General features: G+C 43.8%; 30 protein-coding genes. 23 read left to right on the forward strand and 7 right to left on the reverse strand.

Annotation, left to right across the window (positions count from 1 at the left end; translation table 11 throughout):
• Positions 1 to 190 precede the first annotated feature (190 nt).
• The 6 genes from C6Y06_RS01370 to C6Y06_RS01395 all read left to right on the forward strand — a co-directional run bounded on the left by C6Y06_RS01370 (position 191) and on the right by C6Y06_RS01395 (position 5,484).
• Positions 191 to 469, forward strand: coding sequence for a hypothetical protein (locus C6Y06_RS01370; protein ID WP_106036410.1), 279 nt, complete (start codon positions 191 to 193; stop codon positions 467 to 469).
• Positions 470 to 521: 52 nt separating this feature from the next.
• On the forward strand, positions 522 to 1,355 hold the full coding sequence (locus C6Y06_RS01375; protein WP_066031570.1) for a PRD domain-containing protein: 834 nt from the start codon (positions 522 to 524) through the stop codon (positions 1,353 to 1,355).
• Between the two features lie 254 nt (positions 1,356 to 1,609).
• Positions 1,610 to 2,998, forward strand: coding sequence for a sucrose-specific PTS transporter subunit IIBC (locus C6Y06_RS01380; protein ID WP_106036411.1), 1,389 nt, complete (start codon positions 1,610 to 1,612; stop codon positions 2,996 to 2,998).
• Between the two features lie 19 nt (positions 2,999 to 3,017).
• Positions 3,018 to 4,475: a sucrose-6-phosphate hydrolase gene (locus tag C6Y06_RS01385; RefSeq protein ID WP_106036412.1), complete on the forward strand. Its 1,458-nt coding sequence runs from the start codon at positions 3,018 to 3,020 to the stop codon at positions 4,473 to 4,475.
• Between the two features lie 187 nt (positions 4,476 to 4,662).
• Positions 4,663 to 4,917: a hypothetical protein gene (locus tag C6Y06_RS01390; RefSeq protein WP_008359596.1), complete on the forward strand. Its 255-nt coding sequence runs from the start codon at positions 4,663 to 4,665 to the stop codon at positions 4,915 to 4,917.
• A gap of 75 nt (positions 4,918 to 4,992) precedes the next feature.
• On the forward strand, positions 4,993 to 5,484 hold the full coding sequence (locus tag C6Y06_RS01395; RefSeq protein ID WP_106036413.1) for a hypothetical protein: 492 nt from the start codon (positions 4,993 to 4,995) through the stop codon (positions 5,482 to 5,484).
• A gap of 53 nt (positions 5,485 to 5,537) precedes the next feature.
• Here the strand turns inward: C6Y06_RS01395 and C6Y06_RS01400 are convergent, their stop codons facing one another.
• Positions 5,538 to 6,347 (reverse strand): bifunctional hydroxymethylpyrimidine kinase/phosphomethylpyrimidine kinase, encoded by an 810-nt coding sequence (locus C6Y06_RS01400; RefSeq protein WP_034660396.1) that lies wholly within the window; start codon positions 6,345 to 6,347, stop codon positions 5,538 to 5,540.
• Positions 6,348 to 6,473: 126 nt separating this feature from the next.
• Positions 6,474 to 6,779 carry a general stress protein gene (locus C6Y06_RS01405; protein ID WP_106036414.1) on the reverse strand — a complete coding sequence of 102 codons (306 nt, stop codon included), beginning with the start codon at positions 6,777 to 6,779 and terminating at the stop codon, positions 6,474 to 6,476.
• Positions 6,780 to 6,907: 128 nt separating this feature from the next.
• On the opposite strand from C6Y06_RS01405, the gene C6Y06_RS01410 reads away from it, so the two are divergent.
• Complete coding sequence (locus tag C6Y06_RS01410; protein WP_060597540.1) at positions 6,908 to 7,735, forward strand: glycosyltransferase family 2 protein; 828 nt, start codon at positions 6,908 to 6,910, stop codon at positions 7,733 to 7,735.
• The gene (locus tag C6Y06_RS01415; protein ID WP_034660393.1) at positions 7,732 to 8,412 is read left to right on the forward strand and encodes a uracil-DNA glycosylase; all 681 of its coding nucleotides are present in this window, start codon (positions 7,732 to 7,734) and stop codon (positions 8,410 to 8,412) included. The genes C6Y06_RS01410 and C6Y06_RS01415 overlap by 4 nt, the downstream gene beginning before the upstream one ends.
• A 33-nt stretch (positions 8,413 to 8,445) precedes the next feature.
• On the opposite strand, the gene C6Y06_RS01420 is transcribed toward C6Y06_RS01415, so the two are convergent.
• The gene (locus C6Y06_RS01420) at positions 8,446 to 9,804 is read right to left on the reverse strand and encodes an aldehyde dehydrogenase (protein ID WP_106036415.1); all 1,359 of its coding nucleotides are present in this window, start codon (positions 9,802 to 9,804) and stop codon (positions 8,446 to 8,448) included.
• Positions 9,805 to 9,974: 170 nt separating this feature from the next.
• On the opposite strand from C6Y06_RS01420, the gene C6Y06_RS01425 reads away from it, so the two are divergent.
• The 3 genes from C6Y06_RS01425 to C6Y06_RS01435 all read left to right on the forward strand — a co-directional run bounded on the left by C6Y06_RS01425 (position 9,975) and on the right by C6Y06_RS01435 (position 12,090).
• On the forward strand, positions 9,975 to 10,307 hold the full coding sequence (locus C6Y06_RS01425) for a YwdI family protein (protein WP_034660391.1): 333 nt from the start codon (positions 9,975 to 9,977) through the stop codon (positions 10,305 to 10,307).
• A gap of 33 nt (positions 10,308 to 10,340) precedes the next feature.
• Positions 10,341 to 11,648: a purine/pyrimidine permease gene (locus tag C6Y06_RS01430; protein WP_106036416.1), complete on the forward strand. Its 1,308-nt coding sequence runs from the start codon at positions 10,341 to 10,343 to the stop codon at positions 11,646 to 11,648.
• Between the two features lie 70 nt (positions 11,649 to 11,718).
• Positions 11,719 to 12,090, forward strand: coding sequence for a DUF423 domain-containing protein (locus C6Y06_RS01435; RefSeq protein ID WP_106036417.1), 372 nt, complete (start codon positions 11,719 to 11,721; stop codon positions 12,088 to 12,090).
• Between the two features lie 41 nt (positions 12,091 to 12,131).
• Here C6Y06_RS01435 and C6Y06_RS01440 read toward each other — a convergent pair whose 3' ends face one another.
• The 3 genes from C6Y06_RS01440 to C6Y06_RS01450 all read right to left on the reverse strand — a co-directional run bounded on the left by C6Y06_RS01440 (position 12,132) and on the right by C6Y06_RS01450 (position 14,335).
• A complete protein-coding gene (locus C6Y06_RS01440; RefSeq protein ID WP_060597536.1) occupies positions 12,132 to 12,749 on the reverse strand; it encodes a cupin domain-containing protein in 618 nt (205 codons plus the stop codon).
• A 133-nt stretch (positions 12,750 to 12,882) separates the two neighbouring features.
• Entirely contained in the window at positions 12,883 to 13,425 is a 543-nt protein-coding gene (gene gerQ / locus C6Y06_RS01445) for a spore coat protein GerQ (RefSeq protein WP_060597535.1), read from the reverse strand.
• Between the two features lie 235 nt (positions 13,426 to 13,660).
• The gene (locus C6Y06_RS01450; RefSeq protein WP_106036418.1) at positions 13,661 to 14,335 is read right to left on the reverse strand and encodes a YIP1 family protein; all 675 of its coding nucleotides are present in this window, start codon (positions 14,333 to 14,335) and stop codon (positions 13,661 to 13,663) included.
• A gap of 175 nt (positions 14,336 to 14,510) precedes the next feature.
• Between C6Y06_RS01450 and C6Y06_RS01455 the strand changes: the two genes are divergently transcribed.
• The 12 genes from C6Y06_RS01455 to C6Y06_RS01510 all read left to right on the forward strand — a co-directional run bounded on the left by C6Y06_RS01455 (position 14,511) and on the right by C6Y06_RS01510 (position 25,559).
• Positions 14,511 to 15,281 carry a glycosyltransferase family 2 protein gene (locus tag C6Y06_RS01455; protein ID WP_181185421.1) on the forward strand — a complete coding sequence of 257 codons (771 nt, stop codon included), beginning with the start codon at positions 14,511 to 14,513 and terminating at the stop codon, positions 15,279 to 15,281.
• Between the two features lie 6 nt (positions 15,282 to 15,287).
• The gene (locus C6Y06_RS01460; protein ID WP_106036419.1) at positions 15,288 to 16,700 is read left to right on the forward strand and encodes a capsular polysaccharide export protein, LipB/KpsS family; all 1,413 of its coding nucleotides are present in this window, start codon (positions 15,288 to 15,290) and stop codon (positions 16,698 to 16,700) included.
• A gap of 21 nt (positions 16,701 to 16,721) precedes the next feature.
• A complete protein-coding gene (locus tag C6Y06_RS01465; RefSeq protein WP_106036420.1) occupies positions 16,722 to 17,900 on the forward strand; it encodes a DegT/DnrJ/EryC1/StrS family aminotransferase in 1,179 nt (392 codons plus the stop codon).
• Positions 17,897 to 18,772, forward strand: a complete 876-nt coding sequence (locus tag C6Y06_RS01470) for a GNAT family N-acetyltransferase (protein ID WP_106036421.1) — start codon at positions 17,897 to 17,899, stop codon at positions 18,770 to 18,772. Before C6Y06_RS01465 ends, C6Y06_RS01470 begins: the two co-directional genes overlap by 4 nt.
• A 1-nt stretch (position 18,773) precedes the next feature.
• Complete coding sequence (locus C6Y06_RS01475) at positions 18,774 to 19,898, forward strand: N-acetylneuraminate synthase family protein (RefSeq protein ID WP_106036422.1); 1,125 nt, start codon at positions 18,774 to 18,776, stop codon at positions 19,896 to 19,898.
• Positions 19,888 to 20,628 (forward strand): cytidylyltransferase domain-containing protein, encoded by a 741-nt coding sequence (locus C6Y06_RS01480; RefSeq protein WP_106036423.1) that lies wholly within the window; start codon positions 19,888 to 19,890, stop codon positions 20,626 to 20,628. Before C6Y06_RS01475 ends, C6Y06_RS01480 begins: the two co-directional genes overlap by 11 nt.
• Positions 20,625 to 21,653 (forward strand): PseG/SpsG family protein, encoded by a 1,029-nt coding sequence (locus tag C6Y06_RS01485; protein ID WP_106036424.1) that lies wholly within the window; start codon positions 20,625 to 20,627, stop codon positions 21,651 to 21,653. The genes C6Y06_RS01480 and C6Y06_RS01485 overlap by 4 nt, the downstream gene beginning before the upstream one ends.
• Positions 21,654 to 21,655: 2 nt before the next feature.
• On the forward strand, positions 21,656 to 22,396 hold the full coding sequence (locus tag C6Y06_RS01490) for a sugar phosphate nucleotidyltransferase (RefSeq protein WP_034660377.1): 741 nt from the start codon (positions 21,656 to 21,658) through the stop codon (positions 22,394 to 22,396).
• Positions 22,393 to 23,358 (forward strand): dTDP-glucose 4,6-dehydratase, encoded by a 966-nt coding sequence (gene rfbB / locus C6Y06_RS01495; protein ID WP_060597529.1) that lies wholly within the window; start codon positions 22,393 to 22,395, stop codon positions 23,356 to 23,358. Before C6Y06_RS01490 ends, rfbB begins: the two co-directional genes overlap by 4 nt.
• A 3-nt stretch (positions 23,359 to 23,361) precedes the next feature.
• Positions 23,362 to 24,216 carry a dTDP-4-dehydrorhamnose reductase gene (gene rfbD / locus C6Y06_RS01500; protein ID WP_060597528.1) on the forward strand — a complete coding sequence of 285 codons (855 nt, stop codon included), beginning with the start codon at positions 23,362 to 23,364 and terminating at the stop codon, positions 24,214 to 24,216.
• The gene (locus tag C6Y06_RS01505; protein ID WP_060597527.1) at positions 24,209 to 24,664 is read left to right on the forward strand and encodes a dTDP-4-dehydrorhamnose 3,5-epimerase family protein; all 456 of its coding nucleotides are present in this window, start codon (positions 24,209 to 24,211) and stop codon (positions 24,662 to 24,664) included. Before rfbD ends, C6Y06_RS01505 begins: the two co-directional genes overlap by 8 nt.
• Before the next feature lie 103 nt (positions 24,665 to 24,767).
• Complete coding sequence (locus C6Y06_RS01510) at positions 24,768 to 25,559, forward strand: SDR family oxidoreductase (RefSeq protein WP_315850791.1); 792 nt, start codon at positions 24,768 to 24,770, stop codon at positions 25,557 to 25,559.
• Positions 25,560 to 25,572: 13 nt separating this feature from the next.
• Here C6Y06_RS01510 and C6Y06_RS01515 read toward each other — a convergent pair whose 3' ends face one another.
• On the reverse strand, positions 25,573 to 26,766 hold the full coding sequence (locus C6Y06_RS01515; RefSeq protein WP_189288288.1) for an aminotransferase class I/II-fold pyridoxal phosphate-dependent enzyme: 1,194 nt from the start codon (positions 26,764 to 26,766) through the stop codon (positions 25,573 to 25,575).
• Between the last annotated feature and the right edge of the window lie 15 nt (positions 26,767 to 26,781).

A 26,781-nucleotide genomic window follows, 5' to 3' on the forward strand; every position in this document is an offset into this window, starting at 1 on the left:
AGAGTGTGTATAAAATTTTTATTCAAACATCCTCGTACTTGATGATCTTCTGCACTTTTCAACAAAACTTCTGAAAACTAGTTTGTTTTTTCACCCAGATTGTGACAAACCTCTCTTTTTTCTCGGGATATGATAGGAGCAGTTGTTTTGCTAGAACTGCTAGATTCTAAGAAAAGCGGAGGGATGTTCAGTGAGGAAATTCAAAAACTGGTTGAGTGTATGGTTTGGTTTCATGATGAATGTGCTTGTGAATCCTGGTGTGATGATGAAGCAGCAACGTTTTCAGGCGGCCGCGGTGGATGATAGGTTCTTTCAAGTCGTGAAAGAGAGAGAGCTAGAGAAGCTGGCAGAAGAAAAGAAGAAGAAGCGCAGGTCAGAGAAACCGTTTAAGCAAAGTCTGATGATGCTTGATGAGAAGACGGCGAGAGAGGCGCGTGCTGGTCCGCTCTTACCTTTACATGAGAGATGAAACAGGGTAAAATCCCTCATAAGAAACGTTATCTGGTGGGAGAGGATACCCCTTGAAGATATATAAGATATTGAATAACAATGCGGTGATTGTAAAGGAAGGTGATCAGGAGAAAATTGTGATGGGGCCTGGAATTGCTTTTCAGAAGGGGAAAAATGACGTCGTTCCCGTTCAAAAAATAGAGAAAATCTTTGTTGTGCGTGAAGAAAATGAGAAATTCAAACAAATTCTTGCGACATTGCCCGAAGCGCATATTGAGGTGGCAGAGCATATTATCAGTTATGCAGAGGGTGAACTGATGATGCCGCTTAGTGATCATATTCATATATCACTGACTGACCATTTATCCTTTGCCATTGAGCGCATTCAAAAGGGCATTGTGCTATATAATAAATTGCTTGGTGAGATCAAAGTCTTATATAAGCAGGAATATGATATTGGAAAGTATGCCATTCGTTATGTAAAGGATCGGCTTGGGGTTGAACTGCCGGACGATGAGGCAGGATATGTGGCACTCCATATTCATACGGCCAAAATGAATACGGAGTCTATGAAAAAGACCGTGAAATATACAACGATGATCAAAGAAATGATCGAGCATATAGAAAGCTATTTTCAACATTCAATTGATGAGGATAGTATTTCCTATCAGCGGCTTGTGACACATTTGAGGTATGCATTAGGCAGGTTGGAATCAAATGAGGCATTTCAAATCATGGACGATGACATGCTGAGTTTTATCCAAACAAAGTATGATTTGGCTTACCGGTGTGCACGTGGACTCGCTGATTTGTTGAAAAATGAATATGAACTTCATCTCCCTGAATCGGAGATCGGCTACATCACGCTGCATGTCCAGCGTCTGCAGGATGCCGAATTGGTTTAGTGGTTGTGCCTGCATGCAGGCTTTTTTTTATGCACACTACTCTTATTAGTGTATATGGGTCAATTGATTCGAAAAAAGAGGTTGACGCACGTCTCACTCTTATACTATGATGAAAGCGTAATCAAAATTTGATATCGTGGGATTGTGACTGCCAGGCAGGCAAGACCTAAAATTTGCGTAACGAGGGGACGTGTATGTCCTTTTATCGTTGGTGAATTTTAGGTCTTTTTTGCTTTAAAAAAGGAGGAGACAACATGGATTATCAAAAAACAGCCAAAGAATTAACAAAACGATTAGGCGGCAAAGAAAATGTCATCAGTGCCACGCATTGTGCAACAAGACTCAGATTGGTGATAAAAGATGAGGAACTGATTGACAAAGAAGCCATTGAGGAACTTGAAGGGGTGAAGGGGGCTTTCTCAAGCTCGGGACAATTCCAAATCATTTTTGGAACGGGGGCAGTCAACAAAGTATATGAACCATTTGCTCGTGAGACTGGTCTTGAGACAGGAGACGAGAAACAAAAGCCTGTCAGCCATGATGAAGCAGTGAAACAAAAAATGAATCCACTTGCACGTTTTGCAAAGACGTTATCAAATATTTTTGTACCGATCATTCCAGCAATTGTTGCAAGCGGTTTATTAATGGGCCTATTAGGCATGATGAAAGCCTTCAAATGGGCTGACCCAAGCTCTGCGATCTTCCAAATGCTTGATATGTTCTCAAGTGCAGCCTTTATCATTTTGCCGATTTTAATTGGGGTCAGTGCAGCGAAAGAGTTTGGTGGAAATCCGTATTTAGGAGCCGTTATTGGGGGGATTATGATTCACCCGAACCTGCTCAACCCGTGGGGGCTGACGGATGCGAAACCAGAGTATATGCATTTATTCAATTTTGATATTGCTCTTCTTGGTTACCAAGGAACAGTCATTCCAGTCTTATTGACTGTGTACATCATGTGTCTTGTTCAAAAGAATTTAAGAAAAGTGGTTCCGAACAGTATTGATTTACTTGTGACCCCGTTTGTGACGGTGATTGTGACTGGATTTGTGACGTTTATTGCAGTTGGACCGCTTGGAAGAATGCTCGGTACTGGAATTTCGAATGCATTGACATTTATTTATGATCATGCAGGCTTCTTAGCAGGACTCATTTTCGGAGGTGCCTACTCTCTCATTGTTCTTACAGGGGTTCATCATAGCTTCCATGCGATTGAAGCAGGACTGCTGAATGATATTGGGCGTAACTATTTGCTGCCAATTTGGGCCATGTCCAACGTAGCTCAAGGCGGGGCGGGATTGGCTGTCTTTTTCTTAACGAAACGCGCGAAAATAAAAGAAATCGCACTTCCTGCAGCTTTCTCAGCTTTCCTAGGTATTACCGAGCCTGTCATATTTGGTGTCAACCTCCGCTATCGTAAGCCGTTTATTGCCGCGATGATCGGAGGCTCATTAGGCGGGGCATTTGTTGTCTTCACGAAGGTTGCAGCCAACGCCTATGGTTTAACGGGTATTCCGATGATTGCGATTGCCGCGCCATACGGTGTGCAGAATGTGGTGAATTATGTGATTGGTATGTTAATCGCTGTTGCTGTTTCATTTACTCTCACCATCATCTTTAAAGTAAAAGAAGTAGAAAAATAATCAAGGAGTGGTCACAGTTATGACAACAACTGACGCAGCACTTCGTCAAAAGGTAGCAGACCGTATTCGAAACTATGAGCATTTGGTGAAAAAAGATGTGTACCGTCAGCATTTTCATTTAATGCCGCCAGTTGGTCTTTTAAATGACCCGAATGGGTTGATTCAGTGGAAAGGGGTTTACCACGTTTTTTATCAGTGGCAGCCATTCAAAACGGGACACGGCGCAAAATTTTGGGGCCATTACACATCGACAGATCTAGTGAATTGGCAGCACGAGGAAGCCGCCCTTGCCCCAAGTGATTGGTTTGATCAAAACGGCTGTTATTCTGGCAGTGCAGTCATTGACGATGGACAGATGTATGTGATGTACACTGGAAACGTTCGCGATGAACAAGGAAACCGTGAGACATATCAATGTTTAGCTGTTTCAGAAGATGGCATTCATTTTCAGAAAAAAGGTGTCGTGGCGACGCTGCCAGAAGGATTCACCGCCCATTTTCGTGATCCGAAAGTATGGAAGCGAAATGGCCAGTGGTACATGGTTCTTGGTGCACAAAGCCTGGACCTGAAAGGGAATCTCGTCTTGTTTACCTCTGATACTTTAGACAATTGGACGTTTCAAGGCATGATTGCTGGCAGTGGGAAAAATAGATTAGAGGATTTCGGTTATATGTGGGAATGTCCAGATCTATTTGAATTAGATGGCCGGGATGTATTGATTGTGTCCCCGCAGGGGCTCAAGCCGGATGGCTTAAAATATCATAATACACATCAATCAGGCTATTTTGTTGGGAGATTGGATGATCATACCTATCAATATACGCACGGAGCGTTTGAGGAGCTGGACCGCGGCTTTGACTTCTATGCGCAGCAAACCTTTCTAGACGAATCAGGCAGACGTCTTTTAATCGGATGGATGGGGGTGCCTGATCAAGGAGAAGAGCATCATCCAACGATTTCGTATCAATGGATACACTGCCTCACGATCCCGAGAGAGCTGCGATTAGATGATAACGGACATCTGATTCAAAAACCAGTCACTGAGCTCCAGGCGATGAGAACCAATGAACAAGAGAATGTTTTTCATATCAAACGCTCCGTCCAATCGATTCCTGTAGATGATATTACAAGCGCAGAGGTATTCATTGATCAAATTGACACACAAAAAGGGTTTGAATGCTGTATTCGAGCGGCAGCCCGTATCATTTATGATAAAGATGAAGGCAAATTAACATTAGAGCGAGATCGATTTGAAGATCGATCAAAAGAAATTCGAGAAGTAGCAATAGAGGAATTACACGACCTTCACATCTTTATCGATGCATCGTCGATCGAGATTTTTGTAAACGGAGGCCGAGAAGTATTTACTGCTCGTTACTTTCCTTCCCCGGGAAATAAATCAATCTCGATCAGTGGCAGAAATGAAACAAAGCTTAAACTAAAAACATGGCATTTACAAAGAAAAGCAGATCAATAATCTGCTTTTTCTAGTGAAATCCGCCTGTATCTTAGAACCTATAACATGTATATACAAGGGTGGCCTGAAGCGGTTTGATGACGTTTTACATATATGATAACAAGTGGAATTATGGTATCATTTTAAAATATATACAGCTGAGGCTGACGTTTATCCAAATGCGGTAGGACAAAAAGGGGTTGTTTACTTGAATTCAAAACAGCAGCCGACGACTAGAAAACGCTTGGAGACAATGGCAGATCATGTTGAAGATAAACGTGAAGAATATAAAGAATTGCTCATTCAAGTCCAATCTATTCTCGGTGAACCTTCTCTAGAGCAGGAAGAATTAAAAGAGAAGCTGTCAGATACGTATAAACAAATGAAAGAATATGCCTTATTTGTTGAATCCATTGAAGCCTTTATTCGAAAAATGGCGAAAGAATCTGATCAGCAAAAGTAGGTATTCCTGTATGGATAAAAGAGTGTACCCAGACGCGGGTATGCTTTTTTTCATGAAATGAAAGGGTGACGTCAATTGAAGATAGAAACGTATATTTATTTGGAGGACAAGAAGAAGTTTGTAACCATTGATGATATTGAAAAGATCAAAACCTTCGTTGCTACAAAAGAAGATTTTATGGAACAAGGGTTTACAAACCTTGAAGGAACAATTACGTTCGATCATGGGAAAAAGGGGAAAATAGAGGATTTCGAAAATCCAGATTCTATTGAAGAGTTGTGGCATTATTATAAAAATGTATTAGTAGATTACATGGAAGAAGGGTACGGAAAGATTTATTATCCAAGTTTACCCCTAGAAATACAGTTGGAGAGAAAATCCGATCGAGAAATTATGTTATCACTTGAAAATCAGATATTGGTGGCTGACTTTAAAGAGTTTGTATATCAACTCATTGAATCAGGTCGTCAATTTATCGAGTTTTTAAAAGTGATTACGGGAAGACCTGATGATAGTGATTTACGTGATGAATTTGAGAGAATAGAGAAGGTATACAAGAGCTTGTAAGTACAAACAAAACCCGATTCGCCCATTAACAAGGCGAATCGGGTTTTTCTGTTCTATTTGTCAACACGATGAGCAGAATGCTTTGTTGGTCCGATGTATTCATTTAGCTGGAAAGAGCCTTTGATGGCAGCTGTGATGAATTCTTTTGCTGCATAAATGGCTTCTTTCACGTCTGAGCCGTTTGCTAGTTCAGCTGTGACTGCTGCTGAGAATGTGCAGCCTGCGCCGTGTGTGTATTCTGTGTCGATCTTATCTGTTTCAAGGCGTTCGAAGGTTTGTCCATCATAAAGCAAATCGATCGCTTTATCTTGGCTTAGCTTACCGCCTCCCGTGATGACCACATACTTGGCACCAAGTTCGTGAATGCGTTTTGCTGCTTCTTCCATTTGTTCGATCGTTTTGATCTCACCGATTCCGCTTAATTGACCTGCTTCGAAAAGGTTAGGCGTGATGACGGTTGCCAGTGGCGTAAGCTTTTCGCGTAGTGCTTCAGCGTGCTCCGGATATAGCACTTCGTTCGCACCCTTACAAACCATAACAGGATCAATGACGACATTTTTTAGGTCGTATGTTTTGATAGTGTCAGCTGCAAGTTCGATCACGTCGACTGTTGGGAGCATACCCGTTTTCAGTGCATCTACCCCAATGCCTTCTACAATGGTAGAGAGCTGCGCACGAATCGTCGCCGTATCAATTGGAAACACCTGATGATCCCAATGGTTATGAGGGTCCATTGCAACGACAACGGTTAAAGCTGTCATCCCGTAGACGTTTTTTTCTTGAAACGTTTTTAAATCTGCTTGGATACCTGCACCGCCGCTTGAATCCGACCCTGCGATGGTGAGTGCTTTATTCATAGACATAGTTGCTGAACCTCCAATGTGATGTGTAACAGTTACTGTTCTATCCCTTATTATAATCAGCTTTTCCGTTTATCACAATGAAACGACATAAAAAAGCGTTCCACCCTAGGAGGAACGCCTTTCTCCTTACCTTTTACAAATCACCAATTTTCCTTTTTTCAGTTCGTCTAAAAGTGTTAAGGTTAATTCCTGATCCGCGCCAACCGACATCATTTTGGCCATGAGCTCGTCATCCCGGGTGCGGATGACATTGGCGATTTGATCTAAAATCCCTTGATCGACCGCTGTCATGCTTTTGGCATTTGTATGCTCTGTGACGGTATCAGAGCGTTCTGGATCGTACGCAAAAACGAAAATATCATCCTTTGCTGAATGTATTTGTTCAATGGTCTGTTTGGCTTCTTTGCTATTTTCTACTGTGAAGTATTCCATCGTGATCACTCCTTTTCATCAAAAATTCCCATTTTCCCGTCACATCAAACCGCCTTTTATATCATGAGAAGAACGTCATTTTATGTTTTAATGGAAAAAGACGAATCTATTAAAGGAGTAAGCTGAATATGAAGATTTCCTTATTAATTGTGACACATAACCGGCTCAGCGCACTGTGTGAGCTGCTTGAATCCATTACGAGACAAACTGTACAGCCTTTTGAAATTGTGGTCGTGAATGATGCAGGAGAGCGAGTCGACATCATCCAGGAACTCTACTCTGAACTTCCGATCCGCTTGATCCATTTAGATGAGAATGTCCAGCATGTGAATGCTAGAAACGTGGGGGTGCGGGAGCTGACAGGCGATGTCATCATGCTGAGTGACGACGATGATTACTTTACACCTTGTCATATTGAACGTATGAGTAAGGCGCTGGAGGACGCCGATTTTGTCTTTTCTGATGCAGAAATTGTGTCATTTGAAGAAAAAGGCGCGACCCGTTTCCCGGTGTCGAGACGTTTATTTGCTTATACAGCAGCTATTGAGGATATGCGTGTTTTTTCTACCTATGTTCCTTCCGGCAGTATGTACAAACGCTGTATACACGATGAGATTGGCTACTTTGATCCAGCGATGCATCATTATTGGGACTGGGACTTCTTTTTGCGTGTATCACAGCATGCCCGTGTCAAACGAGTGCCAGCTGCCAGCGTGATCTATGCGTTTTTTGACGGCGGTGGGAATCAGTCTAGTGATCTTGGTGAAACAAGGAAGAACTACTTAGATGATCTAAGTGAAAAGCATGGGCTGGGTGACCTGCCGACAGCTAACTTTGCTGTCTTATTAGAAGAACCAGCGATGAAAAAACGAGAATCAGAGAGTGATATTGTGTGGGACGGAAAACCGATGATCTCCAGACTAACGCAGCAAATAGAAGGAGGAGAACCCCAATGAAGCCATTTTTAAATGATAGCTGGTGGGCTGTGATGAAAAGTGAATTTGAACAGCCATATTATCAGGAATTACGTGAATGGATGAAGGAAGAATATCGCACGCAGACCGTTTTTCCGAAACCGGATGACGTTTATCGTGCGCTTCATTTGACGTCTTATGAAGAGGTCAAAGTGGTGATTTTGGGACAAGACCCTTATCATGGCCCAGGTCAGGCACATGGATTAAGCTTTTCTGTTCAGCCTGGCGTGAAGCATCCGCCCTCATTGAGAAATATTTTTCAGGAGCTAAAGGATGATCTTGGCTGTCCTGTTCCAAATCATGGCTCACTTGTGAGCTGGGCAGAGCAGGGTGTGCTGCTCTTAAACACTGTGCTGACCGTGAGAAAGGGCGAGGCGAACTCGCATAAAGGCAAGGGCTGGGAACGTGTGACAGACCGTGTCATTGATGTGCTGAATGAACGTGATCAGCCCGTCGTTTTTGTGTTATGGGGAAGACATGCTCAAAATAAGAAAGAACGCATTGATCAAAACAAGCATTACATCATTGAGTCACCTCATCCAAGTCCTTTTTCTGCAAGAAACGGCTTTTTTGGCAGTCGTCCGTTTTCAAAGGTAAACGCGTATTTAAAACAAATGGGGATCGAAGAAATCAACTGGTGTATCCAAGGTATTGAGTGAAAAGAGGACGAGGGAAGAGCCCCTTCGTCCTGTTTATTTTAAAAATTTACGAACCAAGTCGAGTCCGTTTTTCGCATTTGGATAACGGAAGGAAAAATCGAAGCGATTGGTTTGGCGCAGGACGCTTTTTTCATGCGTAAAGGTAAAGAAGCTTTCTTTCCCATGATATCGTCCCATGCCGCTTTCACCCACGCCTCCGAATGGCAGGTAAGGAGTAGCGACATGCATGAGCGTGTCATTGATACATCCTCCGCCAAATGAAAGATGGTCTAGAATATAGGATTCTGTTTCTTTACTTGTTGTAAATAAGTAAAGAGCAAGCGGCTTCGGCCTTGTTTTGATCATATGCGCTGCCTCATGCAGAGAATCAAAGGTCATGACAGGCAGAATCGGTCCGAAAATTTCCTCCTGCATGACGGGATCTTCCCATGTGATGTGGTCTAAAATGGTCGGAGCGATTTTGAGCTCGTGTTCATTGCGCTGTCCACCCGTGACAATCGTTCCATTTGAGAGGAATTGTGAGAGTCTGTCAAAATGACGCTGGCTGACATTTTTCCCAAAGTGCGGATGTGTTTCAGGGTGTTCACCATAAAAGTCCCGGATACAAGCTGTCATTTCCCGCAAAAGGTCCTCTTTAATGGACTCATGAACGAGCAAATAGTCTGGCGCAATGCATGTTTGCCCTGCATTGGTGAATTTGCCGAAAGTGATTCGCTTCGCCGCTAGTTTGATGTCTGCATCAGGCATGACGATGCAAGGGCTTTTTCCGCCAAGTTCGAGTGTGACAGGAGTCAAATGCTTTGCGGCGGCTTCCATGACGACTTTGCCGACTGCCACACTTCCTGTAAAGAAGATATAATCAAAGGGCAGTTTCAGCAGCTCTGTACTCACATCTACACCGCCTTCTACGACAGCTGCATGGTCTTCTTGAAATACACGTTCCACCATTGCGCTGATTATTTGTGAGACTTGCGGCGTCAGCTCAGACGGTTTTAAGATGACGGCATTACCCGCAGCAATAGCTCCGACTAATGGAGAAAGAGCCAATTGGAAAGGATAGTTCCAAGGGGCAATGATGAGCACACTGCCGTAAGGTTCTTTGATGATCATACTTTTCGATCCGATATGAGTCAGAGGTGTTCGCGCGCGTGTTGGCTTTGCCCATTTGTGAAGATGCTTGATGGTATGATTGATTTCTTCATATACCATCCCAATCTCTGTTGTATAGGCTTCTTGTTCGGATTTATGTAAATCATGGGCTAAGGCTTGTAAAATATCCTTTTCATGCTGTTTGATTTCTGCTTTTAAGTCTTTAAGGAGACGGATGCGTTCTTGAACCGGCGGCTTTTGAAAGACTTTTTGTTTCTGAAAAAGAGCAGTGAGTTTGTCCATTATTCAATCCTTTCATAGACGATTTTGTTCCTTTTATTATGTGTGAACGACCATGCCGGGTCAAATAAGAGCAACATGAGCGCACTGCTTTGGAAAAATGAACCCATTTCGTTTGTTCATTTGGTAAAATAATGTTGGAAAACGAATTTTTTAGATTGGAGGGTCTACCCTTGAATATTCATATATCAAGTCTGCTTCAAAAAATGGAGGAAGCGGTTCAAAAGGCGAAACAAAGTGGAAATGATGAAGAGGTGAAACGTCATGTGGCAGCGATTTCTTCACTATGTGAGGTCATTCTCGATGCACCATCACAGGTGCAAATGCCGCAGTCGCCGGTTATCTCGCCACCTTCTTCGATACAGACACCGTCCGCGCCGCCCGTATCCTCAGATCAAGCCATGCTTGAGAAACTGATGGGTGCGAGTGGTGCGAAGAAATTTCAGCATCAAGAAGAGGGGCAAAAAGAGAAGGATGGGAACGGCGACTCTATTTTTGATTTTTAATGGTCTTGTCACGACAAAGGGAAGGTGATCGGTTTGAAACTATTTTTGGGCGCCATTCAGTGGATGGCATTTTTTATCGCAGCTTCTATTGCCGTACCTATTGCGATTGCACAAGCGTTTGAATTGAACCAAGTGCAGTCAGCGGAGCTGATTCAAAGTACATTCTTTTCACTTGGTCTTGTGGCGATGGTGCAGTGTTTATGCGGCCATATGCTGCCGATCAATGAAAGTCCAGCAGGGCTTTGGTGGGGTGTGTATACCCTTTATGCAGGCATGACAGGAACAATTTTTGCGACGTATCCTGAAACCCTGCAAGCCTTACAAGGAGCTTTAATTTTTAGTGCCGCATTCTTTTTTATTTTTAGTTTATTTAAAATCATTAATTGGCTCGCTTCTTTATTTACGCCAGTCGTCACAGGCATTTACTTGCTGCTGCTAGTTGTGCAGTTAAGTCAGCCGATCATGCAAGGGCTGATGGGCATCGGCTATCGAGGAAATCAGGTGGACGGGCTTGTCTTTTGCTTATCGATCTTGATTATTATCCTTACCTTCATGATCAGCCGCTCAAAATGGCATTACTTAAGGCAGTTTTCTGTGTTATTTGCCCTTGCAGGAGGCTGGCTGTTATTCGCTCTACTCGGGTTGGCAAAGCCGGTTCGAATTCCAGAAAAAATCATCGAGTTTCCGAAGCTGTTCCCATTCGGCATGCCGGTCTTTGACAGTGGACTACTTGTCACGTCCTTTTTTATTACGATCTTACTCATTGTGAACATGCTGGCAAGTATTCGAATTGTGGAAAGTTCAGTGAAGGCATTTGGTGAACTGCGTGAGCGGAAGAGAGCTCGGCCGGCTGGTTTTGTCGCAGCATTTGGTCACTTACTGAGCGGATTGATCGGTGCCATTGCGCCTGTACCTATTTCCGGAGCAGCAGGATTTATACAGACAACGAAAATTCCATCGAGAAAGCCATTTTTCATAGGAAGTCTGCTCATTGTACTCATTAGTTTGTTCCCGCTGCTCATGAGCTTTTTCTCCGCATTGCCATCACCTGTGGGGCTTGCTGTAAACTTTGTGGTGTTCTCCTCGATGATTGGGATTGCGATGTCAGAGTTTGATCAGTATGAGAAAGAAGAAATTCCGCGGATTCGCTTTGTCCTAGGGATTGCCGTTTTAGCAGGTGTAGGGGCGATGTTTGTACCGCAGGGAGCCTTGAAAGGCATGCATCCTGTGCTCATTTCATTATTAAGCAATGGTCTTGTTCTAGGTACACTCATTGCGATTGCGGTCGATCAAGTCCTGTTACGAAAGAAAAAGAAATCCGACAATCTCGTGTCAACGTAAAGGGAAAGTTGAATGTCGTCTGTCACCCGCGCTATGATAAACATAATTGACGAGATAAGGAGAATGACGAATGAAACTATTTTTCATTTTAGGTGCGATTAATGCCATGCTAGCTGTTGGACTCGGAGCCTTCGGTGCGCACGGTCTGGAAGGGAAAATCCCTGAAAAGTATATAGACATATGGAACAAAGGGGTTCAATATCAGATGTTCCATGCGATTGGATTATTTATTGTCGCCTTTCTTGCAGATAAGCTGTCAGGTGTTTCTCTAGTTCCCACCGCTGGCTGGGTGATGCTTGCAGGCATCCTTTTCTTCTCAGGAAGCCTTTACGTGCTGGCATTGACACAGGTGAAGATTCTAGGTGCCATTACCCCAATTGGCGGAGTGGCGTTTATCGCTTCTTGGATCATGCTTGTCAGTGCAGCAGCAAAAAATTTATAAGTCAAAAAACCGATGCTCTGAGAGGGGCATCGGTTTTTTTCTTAATTCCAGTAAGGGGCATAATTTGGCGGTGCTTGATAATAAGGGATGTAGTGAGACGGAGGGACAGGATGCGTTTGTGCCTCCTCTTCTCTGTGGCAAAATGGTCCGATAAACACACTTGGCTTCACAGGCTGTGTCGCCTGCTTCCACTGTGTTTCGTTCATGCAATACGTATGTGCCATGATGTGAGCAGGGGTGAGGGTGAGAAGGTCTGAGCCTAGGATCACTTCTGGCGTAGATGCGTTAAAAACGGCTAACAAATGAGTTCTGTCTTGGAGGGCAACTTCATAGTGCCACCAGCCTTGAGGTACGTTTGCCACCTGTCCAGGGGTGATGGTATAGGTGTGCAGTTTTTTTGTGAATGGATTCAGCATCGAGACAGCAGCAGAACCGGCTATACAATAAACAAGCTCTGCGGCATTTTGATGATAATGAGGCTCTACGACTTTGCTTTTACTCAAATATATATCCAGCAGGGATACTTGATCCAACGAGTTTAATTGTTTTTTTCCTAAAACATTAATCAGATTATGCTGATCGTACTTCACAAGGGGGCTTTGACTCAGATCGTATGAATATTTAACATTCGGTGATGTATAATCCAGCTCAACAGTCATTGATGTCACCTCTAGGCGTTTGATAAAAACTACTAGGCATCTTATGACCAGCGCCTTAGAGGTGTGACAAAAACCTAGTCAAAAGAAAAAAGCAAGGGCGCCTGCTCCTTGCTTTTGCTATATGTGGCGTTATCTATCTCGGAGAATACGTGGACATAGAGTATGGATAGTCGTATTGAATTTCCCCATCAAACGTAATGTAATCAAGATAGATCGTTAATAGTAAGTATCGTGTTCCCGTCTTATTATCACTAATGATAATGTGGTCACGTCCTGCAGCTTCAATGACGCCTCTGAAAATCTTCGAGTTCCATTCCTTACTTGCCTCAAACGTCATGTAAATCGTGGCTACCTTGCCGCGGTTCAATCGTAAAATATTTTCAATATAGGACTGCTCGATTGGCAGCTGACCAGTGACATTCTGCTGATAAATCGGTCCAGAAGGAATTTGATACGGCTGCCCGCCGCTCTGCGTGCCCTGCCCCCCTTGTGAAGAACCAGTAGACGGCAGTGGTGAAAATCCCTGCTGCATTTGTCCTTGCATTTGACCCTGCATTTGGGGAGGGACTGAATAACCCATCTGCTGCGCAGGATACGGATTTGCTCCATATTGTTGCTGGCGAAAATCTTGACCTTCGAAACCCGAACCTTGCCCAAATTGATTTTTCAATTTCATAACGTTCCTCCTCTTTCCTCATGGTGTTCTAAACAGAAGGCGCTTAAGCACCTGTTGTTTCCATAGCATTCTTTCTCTCTTTCACACTATGAGACAGGAGGATGGAATATGTACATTGAACGAAAAAAAGGAACTGCGGTGCAGTTCCTTAGGCGTGGGCAAACCCTCGCATTCTTTGCCAGATCTGCGCTTCGTTGCTCACGAATATCAAATTCTCTCTGATGCTCAACCTTCCTTACATCATCCAATTTACAGCGCGCTGGACACCAAATAAAAGTGTAATGATAAGAAAACATGCCGCAAGCGGTGTGATCACAATGAGAAAGGCTTGCCATAATCTGAGCTTCATCACAGCGACAATGCCTAAAACAGTCATTCCAAATATCCACGTCTTTGCATAAGCATCAATCAGTGTCAAAAGATCGAGATAATACCAAACTTCATAATGCTGATCTAAATAAGGTGAGATTTTGACAAACGTATACGGACCAAGCATTCCAATAGTGAAAATCCAACTGAGTGAAAATAAAGCGGAAGGGAAAAAGATCGTCAGCGTGCAGGCTTTGAGCACATCTCGATATGCTGTTTGACTGCCAAAAAAAAGATGCCCTAACCACTTTAGGATGAGTACACCGAAAAATAGAACCAGATTGCCTGCAAGAATACCATATCCCGCTCCTTGTAACAGAATAAAAGGGAACGGAATATGATTGCCCATATACTCGCTAAAATAACCTTCGTAGACCCAGCCTGTACCAGCGATACTTGCAAGGAGCATCATCAGCCAAATTGGAATAGAGGAATGTTGATATGAGCGAATAATCGTTTTTGTTGCGACGAAAATTTTAAAAAATCGAAAAAAACCTTTTGCTTCCTCTTCTTGGGAGTGATCATTCTTCATAGCTTCCAATGTTCTTTACTCCTTTAATACACATAAATGATTACTTATATTACCAAAAAGTTCGCGTTTTTCAAAGATAGATCAATAAAAAAATACAATTTTATAAAAAATAGGTCACTCTACAGTCTCTTTAAGAGGAGACACATATGATAAACATAGTTTGAAAGAGACCGAGGTGAAAACTTTGACAAAAGTAACTGTCATTATGACGAGCTACAACAAGGCGGCTTACGTCGGCAGATCGATTGAAGCGGTCTTGCAGCAGACGCTTTCAGACTTTGAACTATTTATCATGGATGATGGTTCAAACGAAAAAACCCTTGCTGCGATTGAGCCCTTTCGCAAAGATCCCCGTGTTCATTTTATCCAAAGCGGTGTCAAATCGCTGGAGGAGAGAACAGTGAAAACCCGATACGCCGTCCTGATTAATCAAGCATTAGAACTGGCAAAGGGCGAGTATATTTCCTATGCCACAGATGACAATGTCTATGCCCCGGACCGTTTAGAGAAGCTCACTCATTATCTAGATGCACGACCAGGTGATGATATTGTCTATTCTGCATCGAAAGTAATCTATTTAAATAGCAAAAAAGAGCCAGTAAAGGAAACGATTCGACCTGCGCAAACGGTGCAATGGAATGCACCCTGTGCCATAGATCATTGCTCGGTCGTTCATCGTGCATCTATTTTATCAAAGATTCAAGCTGAATTTGGGTCTTACTGGGACGAGAGTCCGCATTTTTATCGAATAGGAGATGCCCGGTTCTTTTTTCGATTAAATCATTTTTATCCGTTCTATCCCTTTGATGAAGTTTTAGATACAAATTACATCACAGAACAGTCGATTCACTATCAGCTGGCAGAAGAAGAGAAAAGTGCCTTTATTCAAGCACTTCCTGAGCAGTCTACCTGCTGGGAGCTCCGCCACATATTAAAACAAAGACATGGGAGGTGACCTGAAGTGTCGCACTATATTCATCATTATTGGCAGGTGTACTTTGAGTATGTGAATCTCATGAAGGATTTGTCCTATAAACAAATTCCTCTTGGGTTGATCAGCAATTTCTATCAATATATCAGTCCTGAAGTAAGGGAACGCATGGAGGATGAAGTATTCGGTCAAGAATTGACAACCGATTGTCCATTGCCGGAAGAGATTCAGCCATTTTTTGATCAGCATAAGCAGCAGATCAAGCGAATTGCTTATCGTCCGGCGAATGGAAAGGTATTGCTTCACTTTGAACATCTGCGTTTTACTGAACAAAATTACACGCGGTTCCATACGAGTCAAACGGTGGTGCTCGCTCGCTGGAAGAAGGCAGATTATTTCGGTTTACCCGTCATCAGCAAGCCGGAATTAGCCGGAGAGGTTAATAAAGAAGCCCATGCTGAATATATTGAAAAAGCAAATGCTCTCCTTAAACCTTACGCAAAGCACCCCGTCTTTGGCAATGTCTTTTTTAGAGAAAAGCTTCGGAAGGACATTGTGCAATTTATTGATGTGATTGACCAGACAGAAGTTCTATTTCAGATGGAGCCAATTGCAGCCGTCATTGTGGGGACGACGGAGGATGCTTACAGCCGCGTACTGGCACTGCAAACAGTGAAACGCCAGCTCACGAGTATCTGTCTTCAGCACGGCGCACTTATGGGAGACGAAGCCTTTTTGCCGATTTTCACGACGTGCCATGGGGTGTTTGGAAAGTATGAAAAGGACTGGTATGTAGACAAAGGCTGTCAGCCGGAACAGGTGGAGATCACAGGTCATCCGAGGTTTGATTTGGTGAAGGATCGAACGCCGCTTCAACAGGAACTCATCTTTCGTAAATTGAACTTCAATCCTGCCAAAAAGACCGTGCTTGTGGCAACGCAGCCGTTCTCAGAAGCCTTCTATGGTGATGTTCTTAAAACGATTGCAAAACGGAAAGACATTCAGTTGATCATGAAGCCGCATCCGTGGGAAATTGCCCGAAACCGATTAAATGAGTATGTGTCCATTGAACGAGCTGGAAATCATGTGAGATTGATTAAAAAAGATATCGACTTATATGACCTGCTGCCATATATGGATATGGTCATTACGCTCACATCAACCGTCGGTCTTGAAGCAATGCTCTTTGAAAAGAGTGTGCTGATCGGGAAAATGACAGAAGGCAGAAGATACCCTTATTACGAGTCGCTTGGCAGCTATCATATGGAAAACCCTGTTGAACTGGCTGAGAAAGCCATTCGTATTTTGTCGGATGATCAAGAGATGAAGCTGGCAAAGCAGCAAGGAGCTCAATTCATTAAACAACATTATCCGCATGCGCGATCGACCGATGTTCTGCTTTCTCTGCTTAAAACAAAAACAGGTGTGGATTTTCAGAGATGAAGATAGGGGTGTGCAAGCGATATGGAAAAAAAGAGAGCGCAATTTCTTCCTTATGCCCTGCCGTTGATTGAGCAGGAAGAAATTGACGAAGTCATTGGAACATTAAAATCCGGCTGGCTGTCAACCGGACCAAAAGTAAGACAGTTTGAAGAAGAGTTTCGGCAGCTGACCGGTGCAAAACATGCGATCGCTGTCAATTCATGTACGGCTGCTTTATTTTTAGCCTTAAAGGCTAGAGGGATTGGGAGTGGGGATGAGGTGATTACAACGCCTCTGACATTCTGCGCAACAGCCAATACGATCATTCATACAGGGGCAGCACCTGTATTTGTCGATATTGACCCAGCGACTCTCAATCTCGATGCAGAGAAACTAGAAGCGGCGATTACACCACATACAAAAGCGATTGTCCCTGTTCATTTTGCTGGTCAGTCGTGCGATATGGACCGGATTTTAGCCATTGCCAAAAAGTACGATCTATTTGTGCTCGAGGATGCCGCTCATGCTCTGTATACAACGTACCATGGCCAGCCCATTGGAGCGATTGGTGATGCGACTGCCTTTAGTTTTTATGCGACGAAAAACATAGCGACTGGAGAAGGCGGCATGCTGACGACAAACGATGATGCGCTTGCCGCTCGGATCAGAAGACTAGCACTCCATGGGATGAGCAAGGGAGCATGGAATCGTTATGGAGAAAAAGGAACATGGTACTACGAGGTCGAGGAACCTGGCTATAAAATGAACATGTTTGATGTGCAGGCATCGTTAGGGCTTGTCCAGCTAAGCCGTCTGGATGATATGCAGGCGCGGAGAGAACAAATTGCGAAAACATACAATCAGGCTTTTCAAAAAGAAGCAGGGCTGATTCTGCCGCCTGTCCATCATGAGGGAAGACATGCATGGCATTTGTATGTACTGCAAGTGGATCCAAAAGAAGCATTCATCACACGCGATGAGCTGATTGATCAGCTGCAAAAGGAGTATAAAATCGGCACGAGTGTTCACTTTATCCCTGTTCATTTGCATCCATACTATCAACAAACCTATCACTATTCACCAGAGGATTTCCCTAAGTCACTCGCTTACTACAAGCGGACTCTCTCACTGCCTCTTTATCCAAGTATGACAGATGAAGATGTGCAGGATGTCATCACCGCGGTGCTGTCTATTTTAAAAGAACAGAAGGCATCTTCATGAAGACCGTTCATGCAATAGACGATCAGGTGCTGTCCGCTTGGCTGGAGAAATACGGCCAACAAGCTGAACAAATGAAAGGCTTCAAGCAGTTTGGTCTTGTCAGTGGCGCCCAGCTCAAAGCGGTGCTGTTATTCGACTGGTCAAAATGGGAAAGCGGCATATTTGATCAGCATATTTTTCATGTGAAGTTTGCGGAAGCTGAGTCATCATCTGCTTTTCAAGAATTGATGGAGCGCTTCATCAATTGGATGAGAACAGAAAAATGCGATTTTTTCTTTTTACGTCTTGAAGCGGCTGAACTTGAAAAAAACCGGATCGTCCAAAGGCTGTCACATGTGTACTATGTGGGCGGTCTCACTCGGCTTGAGGCGCCGCCTGTTCACATGGAGATGCCATCAACAGGTGAAGATGTGGTGATAAGTCTGCCGGATGAAAAGGAATACGATGAGGCGGTTTCACTTGGTCATCAGGCTTTTGTGAAAAGCCGGTATGCACTCGATCCATTTTTAGACCAGAATGTCGTCCAGCATTTCTATCAAGAATGGATGAGAAACAATTTGCTCGGACGTGCAGATATCAATCTCGTGGCAAAGGTGAACGATGAAGTCGTGGGCTTGATACAAGGGATGACCAAGGGCGATGAAATGGCGCTTGAGCTGTTTGCGATTAGACCGGATGTACAAGGAAAAGGGATCGGGAAAAAACTGTTTATCGAGATGATGAAGGTCTCTTATGAGAGAGGGCATTGTTTTATTTCTGCCGGAACACAGCTGCATAACACAACCGCCATTCAGCTGTACGAAAAGATGGGCTTTAGAACAACAAATGCCTTCTTGTATTACCATGTATGGCCGAAAAAAGGAGAGAGATAAGATGGCGCATTTCTATATTGGAGATCGCAAAGTGGGGGATGGTGCGCCTGTTTTTATCATTGCAGAGGCAGGCATTAACCATGATGGAAAGCTGGATCAGGCGCTTGCTTTAATTGATGTGGCAAAAGAAGCAGGTGCCGATGCAGTGAAGTTTCAAATGTTTCAAGCTGATCGGATGTATCAAAAGGAACCGGGTTTATACGAAACAGCCAAGGGAGAAGAGGTATCCATTTTTTCTTTAGTCGAACAAATGGAGCTGCCGCCCGAATGGCTGCCAGCTTTATTGACGCGCTGTGAGGAAAAAGGGCTGATGTTTTTAAGCACAGTGTGTGACGAAGAATCTGCGGATCTATTGAATCAAACCGATCCGCCGGCTTTCAAACTGGCATCCTATGAAATCAATCATTTGCCTCTTTTGCGTCACACGGCTTCTTTTCAAAAGCCCATCATTTTTTCAACAGCCGGAGCCACTATTGCAGATGTTCATGAAGCATATGAGGCAATTACAAGCGAGCAAAACCATCAAGTCGCCATTATGCATTGCGTAGCAAAGTATCCAGCACCTAGAGCTTACACGAATCTTCGTGTGCTTCAAACTTTAGCCTCGGCTTTTCCTGAGGCAGTCATTGGCTTTTCTGATCATAGTGAGCATCCAACTGAAGCCCCTGTTGCCGCTGTGAAGCTTGGGGCAGCCATGATTGAAAAACATTTCACGGTAGATAAGACGCTGCCTGGGGCCGATCATTCCTTTGCACTTGATCCAGAGGAATTAAAGGAAATGGTTCAGCATATTCGAGCGGCGGAAAAGGACCGAAATCAATCAGAAGAAGACGCTCATCCTCTGTCAGAGGAGATTCTTGGCAGTTCTTATAAAACGACAACAGCCATTGAAGGGCAGATTCGTAAATTTGCGTATCGAGGGATTTTTACAACAAAAGGTATTGCAAAGGGCGAGACTTTGACAGCACAAAACCTAGCCGTATTACGTCCAGGACAAAAAATCCAAGGTCTGCATCCGCGGTACATGGAGATTTTACTTGGCGCCAAGGCTGTGAGAGACATCCCAGCCCATACAGGCGTTTCGTGGAAAGATGTGCTCATGCAGGAGTCCGAGCATGATCAATGATGTGCTCTTTGTCATACAAGCTAGAATGGGCTCAACAAGACTGCCAAAAAAGGTGATGAAACCGATCGGCGGTATGGCACTGATCGATTTCATTGTTGAACGGGTAAAGCAATCAGATCATTACAATCACAAAACCCAGAACCTCATGATTGCTACAACAGTCGAGGCAGAGGATGATCTGTTGGCTCAATATTGTTTATCAAAGGGCTATAAGGTATTTCGCGGTAGTGAGATAGATGTACTGCAGCGATTTGCGCAGGTTGTCCGTCATTTTGAACCTCAAACCATTGTCCGTTTAACGGGAGATAATCCATTTATAGATCCAGCGCTTTTGTCGAAAATGGTTGAAGAACATAGACAGAAGAAGGCTGATTACACGTATACGACTGGAACGCCACTCGGTATTTCCGGGGAAATGATCGACGCATCAATTTTACGTGAAATCGACAATTTTCCCCTTACGCAGCCGGAGCGTGAGCATGTGACGCTGTATATCCGAAAGCATCCTGAGCGATTTCAACTGCAATTATTCACACCGCCCAAAGAACTCGCATATCCTGCTTATCGATTCACGATTGATACAGAAGAAGATTATGTATTTGCCACCCGTTTACTTGAGAAAGCTGGTGGATCTATTGCTGTGCCTACGGCTGAGCTTATCTCCATTTGTGAACAAGATCCTGATATTGTTCGGTTGAATCAATTTGTGAGACAGAAGGATGCTGAATGAATAAAAAAATCATGATTGTTGTGTACGGTGGTTTTTTAAGAGGGATGGGGCATGTCGCCAGAATGAGACGGCTGGCAAAAGAATTGTTTCAAGAAGGAAACGACTTATATTTCTATACAAATGAACAGATTTGTGTAGAAATGCTCTCGCATCCAGCTTGGCACGTTCATTTAGTGCAGGAACCAAACGTATTCCTTCAAATGGAGCAGGACATAAAAGAGCTGAATCCTGATCTTCTGCTGATTGATGTGCTTGATTGTGACCTCCAGTTTCTTCGATCGATCAAAGCGTCCTCCGCCTCTGCAAGGCTGGTCTTATTTGAAGAAGAAAGAGCAGAAGCCTGCCAGCTTGCTGATGCTGTCGTGAACGGCATTTATGGTGGTCTGGACGAAAAGCGTCTGCAAGTAAATGGAACGGACTATTTTTATGGAACACCTTATTTATTGTTAGATCACGAGATCAGCAGATTAAAAGACACATATGAGGTTCGAAAAGAATGCAAAAAGGTGGTTATCAGCCTTGGAGGCAGTGATCCAGGCGGATTGTTATCAAAGGCTGTATCAGCACTCTTCGAAGCTGGCCATTTACACATTCTAGCGGTTACAGGAAAAGCCTCTCGCATCGAAGAACAAATCGAGGCTGCGCATATTCAATTCATTCGCCATACGGATCAATTACCTGCCCGTCTTGCAGAAGCCGATCTGGCGATTGTTGCTGGCGGGATGACGTTATATGAGGCAGTTTGTATCGGGGTGCCCAGCATTGTCCTTTCGCAAGTAGACCACCAAGCAGTGACAGCCACTCGTTTTGCACAAAAGGGAGCCTGCCACCATCTTGGATTAGGTGACCTTGTGGATGAAAAGGATATATGGCGTGCTGTTGAAAGACTATCCGCCAGTTACTTTCTCCGCAGGAGCATTCATCTCAATGGACGGTCACTCATTGATGGAAAAGGAACCGAACGAGTGAAAGACATTCTTATAAACCTCATGAATCATCACCAAAAAGAACATAAGGATGTGTAGATGTGAAGGGAGTTATTTTAGCAGGAGGAAAGGGATCACGACTGGCACCTTTAACGAAGATTTTCAATAAACATTTATTGCCGGTTGGTCCATATCCAATGATTTATTGGTCTTTGTTCAAACTGAAAGAAGCAGGGATTTTAGATGTGATGGTCATATCACAAGAAGAACAAATCCCGCTGTTTCAAAAGCTACTTGAAGGCGATCAGGAACTCGGGATGAACATTGTCTATCAGGTACAGCCTGAAGCTTCTGGAATTTCGGACGGTTTATCCTATGCAAAGCCCTTTGTAGAAGAGGAGAAATTTGTGCTGATGCTAGGTGATAATGTATTTGAGGATTCGCTAAGCCCTTTTGTTGAAGCCTTTCAGCAGCAAGAAAGCGGAGCGAAGGTTCTGTTGAAAGAAGTGGCAGATCCAAAGCGGTTTGGCATTGCAGAAATTGATGCCGCTCACCACCGGATATTATCAATTGAGGAAAAACCGGAGCATCCGCGTTCATCTTACTGCGTCACCGGCATCTATTTTTATGATCAAGAAGTCTTTCAATATATAGAGAAAATCTCGCCGTCAGATCGAGGCGAATTAGAGATTACAGATGTAAACAATCTCTATATCTCAAATAGCCAGCTGACCTATGATATGTTAAAAGGGTGGTGGATTGATGCAGGAACACATGAATCTCTCCACCAAGCATCTACGAAAATGTTTGAAACGATGAAGAAAAAAGAGGGATACGAATGACGAAGTCTTATTTAATTACAGGCGGAGCGGGATTTATTGGACTAAATTTTGTGAAGCTGCTGCTTCAGGAAACCGATGTCCGGCTCACTGTTTTTGACAAGTTAACATATGCCAGTCATCCAGAGGAGATGGATGAATTATTAAAGCTGTCTCATTTTCGTTTTATTCAAGGGGATATCACCCTTCAGCATGAGTTGGATCAAGCATTTGATGAAGTCTATGATGCCATCATTCATTTTGCAGCGGAATCCCATGTTGATCGCAGTATTGAATCGGCTGAGCCCTTTATTCAAACCAATGTGCTCGGCACCTATCGTATGCTGGAGGCAGTCTTAAAAGGAAAGGCGAAAAAACTCATTCATATTTCAACAGACGAAGTATATGGAGATTTGGAGCTGGATGATCCTGCTTTCACAGAACTAACACCACTTTCACCGAATAATCCTTATTCAGCAAGCAAGGCGAGTTCAGATCTGCTTGTGAAATCTTATATCCACACTCACCAATTACCCGCGATGATCACACGATGCAGCAACAACTACGGACCGTATCAGCATGAAGAAAAATTAATACCGACTATTATTAGAAAAGCGATCAATGGTGAAAACATCCCGATTTATGGAGACGGCCAGCAGATTCGCGATTGGCTGTATGTAGAGGATCATGCGAGAGCTGTAAAGCAGGTCCTTGAAAGCGGAACAGCTGGGCAGGTGTACAATATTGGCGGCGGCAACGAGAAAACGAATCTCGATTTGACCAAGACCATTCTGACGCAGCTCGGGATCAGTCATGACCGTATTGCGTTTGTTCAAGATCGAAAAGGGCATGACAGACGGTATGCCATTGATGCCAGTAAGCTAAAACGGGAGCTCGGCTGGACGCAGGAAACGTCATTTGAAGCAGGTATTGAAAAAACGATCAATTGGTATTGTGCCAAATTTGATCAGGGCGAAGAAGGGTGACGGATGAAAGTTTTAATCACCGGTGCAGGCGGGCAACTAGGGAAAGAATTGAGCAGACAGCTCAAGGAAAAAGATATCACCGTCATTGCCTTAACGAGGAGTATGCTCAATATCGCAGACCAGCAAGCAGTCAGACACGCAATGAGACACTTTCAGCCTGATATTGTTGTCAGTGCAGCAGCATATACATCTGTTGATCAATGTGAAACAGAAACGGAAAAGGCGTATCTTGTCAATGGCATTGGCGCCTATTATACAGCGCTGGAGGCAAAGAACGTGGGGGCTGATGTGTTACATGTCAGTACAGATTATGTATTTGACGGGCAAGCAGACAGCCCTTACCAAGTCGATGCACAAGCAGATCCTCAAACCATTTATGGAAAAAGTAAAAAGCTTGGTGAGGAATTGATTCATCTCGTGTCAGACGAAGTGAAAATCATCCGTACATCGTGGCTATACGGACATGAGGGACATAACTTTGTGAATACCATTCTTAGGCTCGCAGAAACAAAGGATCATTTGCGCATCGTGAACGATCAAGTAGGATCACCTACTTATACAAAGGATGTCGCAGAGGCAATCATTCATTTGTTTGATCAGAAGGCAGGGATTTACCATGTCAGTAACCGAGACAGCTGTTCCTGGTTTGACTTTGCGTCAGAAATTGTCGCAAAAAGCGGCCTGTCTACGACCATTGAGCCAATTTCCACGGAAGAGTACGGCTTCCAAACGCCTCGTCCAGCCTATTCTGTGTTAGACCTTCAAGCGATTGAAGCCACAGGCTGGCAACCAAGACATTGGAAGGATGCACTTCACGAATATTTGCAGAAAGAAGGGAGATGGCATCAGCATGATTGATGGTGTACAAACGAAAAAACTCATGAAACATTGTGATGATCGCGGCTTTTTTGCAGAGCTCATTCGAGATGATGAGCCGATGCTGAAACGCTTTGGGCAGGCATCGTGGTCGAAAAGCTTTCCAGGAGTGATCAAAGCCTTTCATTATCATGAAAAGCAAGACGACGTTTGGTTTTTCCCAGCAGGTCATGCCCAGGTCGTTTTATACGATTTGCGTGAGGATTCTCCTACAAAGGGTGAAACCGACGTGTATTATATGGGGGAAGACAATCCAATGCTGCTCCTCATCCCAAAGGGTGTCGCACATGGCTACCGGGTACTAGGCGAGACGCCGCTGCAAATTGTGTATTTCACGACAGAATCCTATGACCCGAAAAACCCAGATGAAAAGAGAATCGCTTGGAATGATGAGACGATCGGATTTGATTGGGAAACGACATTTAAATAAAGAACAGAGGCCTTTCGCAGGAGAAAGGTCTTTTTTTGTTGAAATACATTCTATATGTGTCATTTTATGTATTTTTACTAAGTTGAGTAGAAAAGGGATGTGGATGAGTTTGTCTAAAAGAATTGCATTTGTCACAGGGGCAAGTACAGGGATTGGAAAGGCAATTGCTATAAAGCTTGCCGCCCAAGACCATGTAAAAGTCATCATCAATTCTAGAAATCAATCCTCACTAGAAGATGCGCAGCAGCACATTGGGCGTATGGCAGAAACAAAAGAGCCGGTGTCTCTTTTCTGTGGCGATATGTCGCATGAAGGAGTGCGAGCGGAGGCCTTTGCGGCAATAGAAAAAGAGTTTGGCAGACTGGATGTGTTGATTAATAACATTCCAGGAGGGAAGCCAGATACTTTTGATTCATGTGAAAGTGAGCAGATGCTCGCAGCATTTTCTCAGAAAGCCATTGCGTACATTGATACGATGAAACGTGCGGCAGCGATGATGAAAAGACATGAATACGGCCGGATCATTCAAATTGTCGGGAACCTCTGGAAGGAACCTGGTGACCAAATGTTTACGAACAGTATGATGAATGCAGCGATTATCAATGCTAGTAAAAATGCAGCCACACAGCTTGCGCCCTCAGGAATCACAGTAAATTGTTTAAACCCAGGATTTATTGCTACAGATCGGTATGAACAATTTATCGGAAACATGATGCGTCAACAGGGATTATCACGGGAAGAAGCTGTACAGGCTGTTGCGTCAGAAATCCCGATGCAAAGAGTAGGTTCAGCGAGTGAAATGGCTTCATTGGCCGCTTTTATCGCATCAGAGGAAGCCTCCTATGTCACCGGACAGCAAATATCCGTCGATGGTGGTTCAATGAAAAGTATATAACATGAAAAACCCGCTATATGCGGGTTTTTTGATGAAAGCGAATCGGCAGTATATGGAGCCGATCGATAAAAAGGGCAAGCTGTTCAATTGGCGCCACCATTGAGATGCGGACATGACGTCTTCCATGTGCTCCAAATACACCCCCAGGCGTCACGACGACATCTGCATGCTCGAGTAAATAGTCGGCAAAAGCATGAGAATCCTCGAAATCATCAGGGATCGAAGCCCATAAATAAAAGGCGCCGGCTGGACGTTCAATGGTCCAGCCAAGCTGCTTCTCCGCTTGACGGATGAAGAAATTCATTCGTTCAAGGTAGACTTCTTTCAAGGATTGAATATGACAGTCATCACTTTGTAAGGCAATGGTGGCGGCTTGTTGAAATCCGCCATACATACTGACAAACACATGATCTTGGAAGGCGTTTATGGCATGAATGATGTCCTCATTCCCTACAGCAAAAGCGACTCTCCATCCTGCCATATTGAATGTTTTGGATAAAGAATATAATTCCACGCCTACTTTTTTTCCAAGAGGTGCCTTTAGAAAGCTTACTGGTTTTTGCTCATAATGAAATGAACCATAGGCAAAATCATGAATCACATGCAGACCGTGAGCTGAGGCAAATTCCGCAGCCTCTTCAAAAAATGCTTCACTTGCCACAGCACCTGTAGGGTTATTCGGATAATTTAAGAAAAGAACCTTTGCCTTTTTTAACACGTCTGGATCAATTGACGGGAAATTCGGCAAATAGCCATTTTCCTCTTCCAGTCGGATGCAGTATGGCTTTGCGTCCGCCATCAAGATGCCTGAATGATATTCTGGGTATCCAGGATCGGGGACGAGGGCAATGTCCCCTGGATCAAGCAGGCACTGACTCATCACATAAAGGCCTGTTTTCCCTCCATTGAAAAGGGCAATCTCCTTCTGCGGGTCAACCTCAATGCCGAATTCCTTTCTGTAGAAATCTGCAATGGCTTGCTTGAAAAAGTCAAAGCCTCTAAAAGGAGCATATTGCTGAAATTGCAAAGTGCCTGCTGCCTCTTGAAGGGCACTCACAATATGGGCAGGAGTAGGAAGATCGGGATTTCCCTGACCAAGGTTCACAATGTTCGCTCCGTTTTGTGTTTTATGTGCAATTTTCTCAAATACGGTTCCAAATTTTTGTTCTGGCAGCCGTTCAATCATGTTAGATGGTAAGATCTTCACCACGTTACCCTCTCT

Source organism: Bacillus sp. MZGC1, assembly GCF_002998605.1.
In the GTDB taxonomy this organism is placed as follows: Bacteria; Bacillota; Bacilli; order Bacillales; family Bacillaceae; genus Bacillus.

Bases quoted from the DNA above. Each gene is read 5' to 3' on its own strand.
- C6Y06_RS01505 (WP_060597527.1), top strand. From the start codon at position 24,209: ATGATTGATGGTGTACAAACGAAAAAACTCATGAAACATTGTGATGAT.
- C6Y06_RS01400 (WP_034660396.1), bottom strand. From the start codon at position 6,347: ATGTCTATGAATAAAGCACTCACCATCGCAGGGTCGGATTCAAGCGGC.
- gerQ (WP_060597535.1), bottom strand. From the start codon at position 13,425: ATGAAATTGAAAAATCAATTTGGGCAAGGTTCGGGTTTCGAAGGTCAA.
- C6Y06_RS01385 (WP_106036412.1), top strand. From the start codon at position 3,018: ATGACAACAACTGACGCAGCACTTCGTCAAAAGGTAGCAGACCGTATT.
- C6Y06_RS01405 (WP_106036414.1), bottom strand. From the start codon at position 6,779: ATGGAATACTTCACAGTAGAAAATAGCAAAGAAGCCAAACAGACCATT.
- C6Y06_RS01420 (WP_106036415.1), bottom strand. From the start codon at position 9,804: ATGGACAAACTCACTGCTCTTTTTCAGAAACAAAAAGTCTTTCAAAAG.
- rfbB (WP_060597529.1), top strand. From the start codon at position 22,393: ATGACGAAGTCTTATTTAATTACAGGCGGAGCGGGATTTATTGGACTA.
- C6Y06_RS01435 (WP_106036417.1), top strand. From the start codon at position 11,719: ATGAAACTATTTTTCATTTTAGGTGCGATTAATGCCATGCTAGCTGTT.
- C6Y06_RS01510 (WP_315850791.1), top strand. From the start codon at position 24,768: ATGAGTTTGTCTAAAAGAATTGCATTTGTCACAGGGGCAAGTACAGGG.
- C6Y06_RS01480 (WP_106036423.1), top strand. From the start codon at position 19,888: ATGATCAATGATGTGCTCTTTGTCATACAAGCTAGAATGGGCTCAACA.
- C6Y06_RS01485 (WP_106036424.1), top strand. From the start codon at position 20,625: ATGAATAAAAAAATCATGATTGTTGTGTACGGTGGTTTTTTAAGAGGG.
- C6Y06_RS01470 (WP_106036421.1), top strand. From the start codon at position 17,897: ATGAAGACCGTTCATGCAATAGACGATCAGGTGCTGTCCGCTTGGCTG.
- C6Y06_RS01410 (WP_060597540.1), top strand. From the start codon at position 6,908: ATGAAGATTTCCTTATTAATTGTGACACATAACCGGCTCAGCGCACTG.
- C6Y06_RS01440 (WP_060597536.1), bottom strand. From the start codon at position 12,749: ATGACTGTTGAGCTGGATTATACATCACCGAATGTTAAATATTCATAC.
- C6Y06_RS01475 (WP_106036422.1), top strand. From the start codon at position 18,774: ATGGCGCATTTCTATATTGGAGATCGCAAAGTGGGGGATGGTGCGCCT.
- C6Y06_RS01380 (WP_106036411.1), top strand. From the start codon at position 1,610: ATGGATTATCAAAAAACAGCCAAAGAATTAACAAAACGATTAGGCGGC.
- rfbD (WP_060597528.1), top strand. From the start codon at position 23,362: ATGAAAGTTTTAATCACCGGTGCAGGCGGGCAACTAGGGAAAGAATTG.
- C6Y06_RS01415 (WP_034660393.1), top strand. From the start codon at position 7,732: ATGAAGCCATTTTTAAATGATAGCTGGTGGGCTGTGATGAAAAGTGAA.
- C6Y06_RS01465 (WP_106036420.1), top strand. From the start codon at position 16,722: ATGGAAAAAAAGAGAGCGCAATTTCTTCCTTATGCCCTGCCGTTGATT.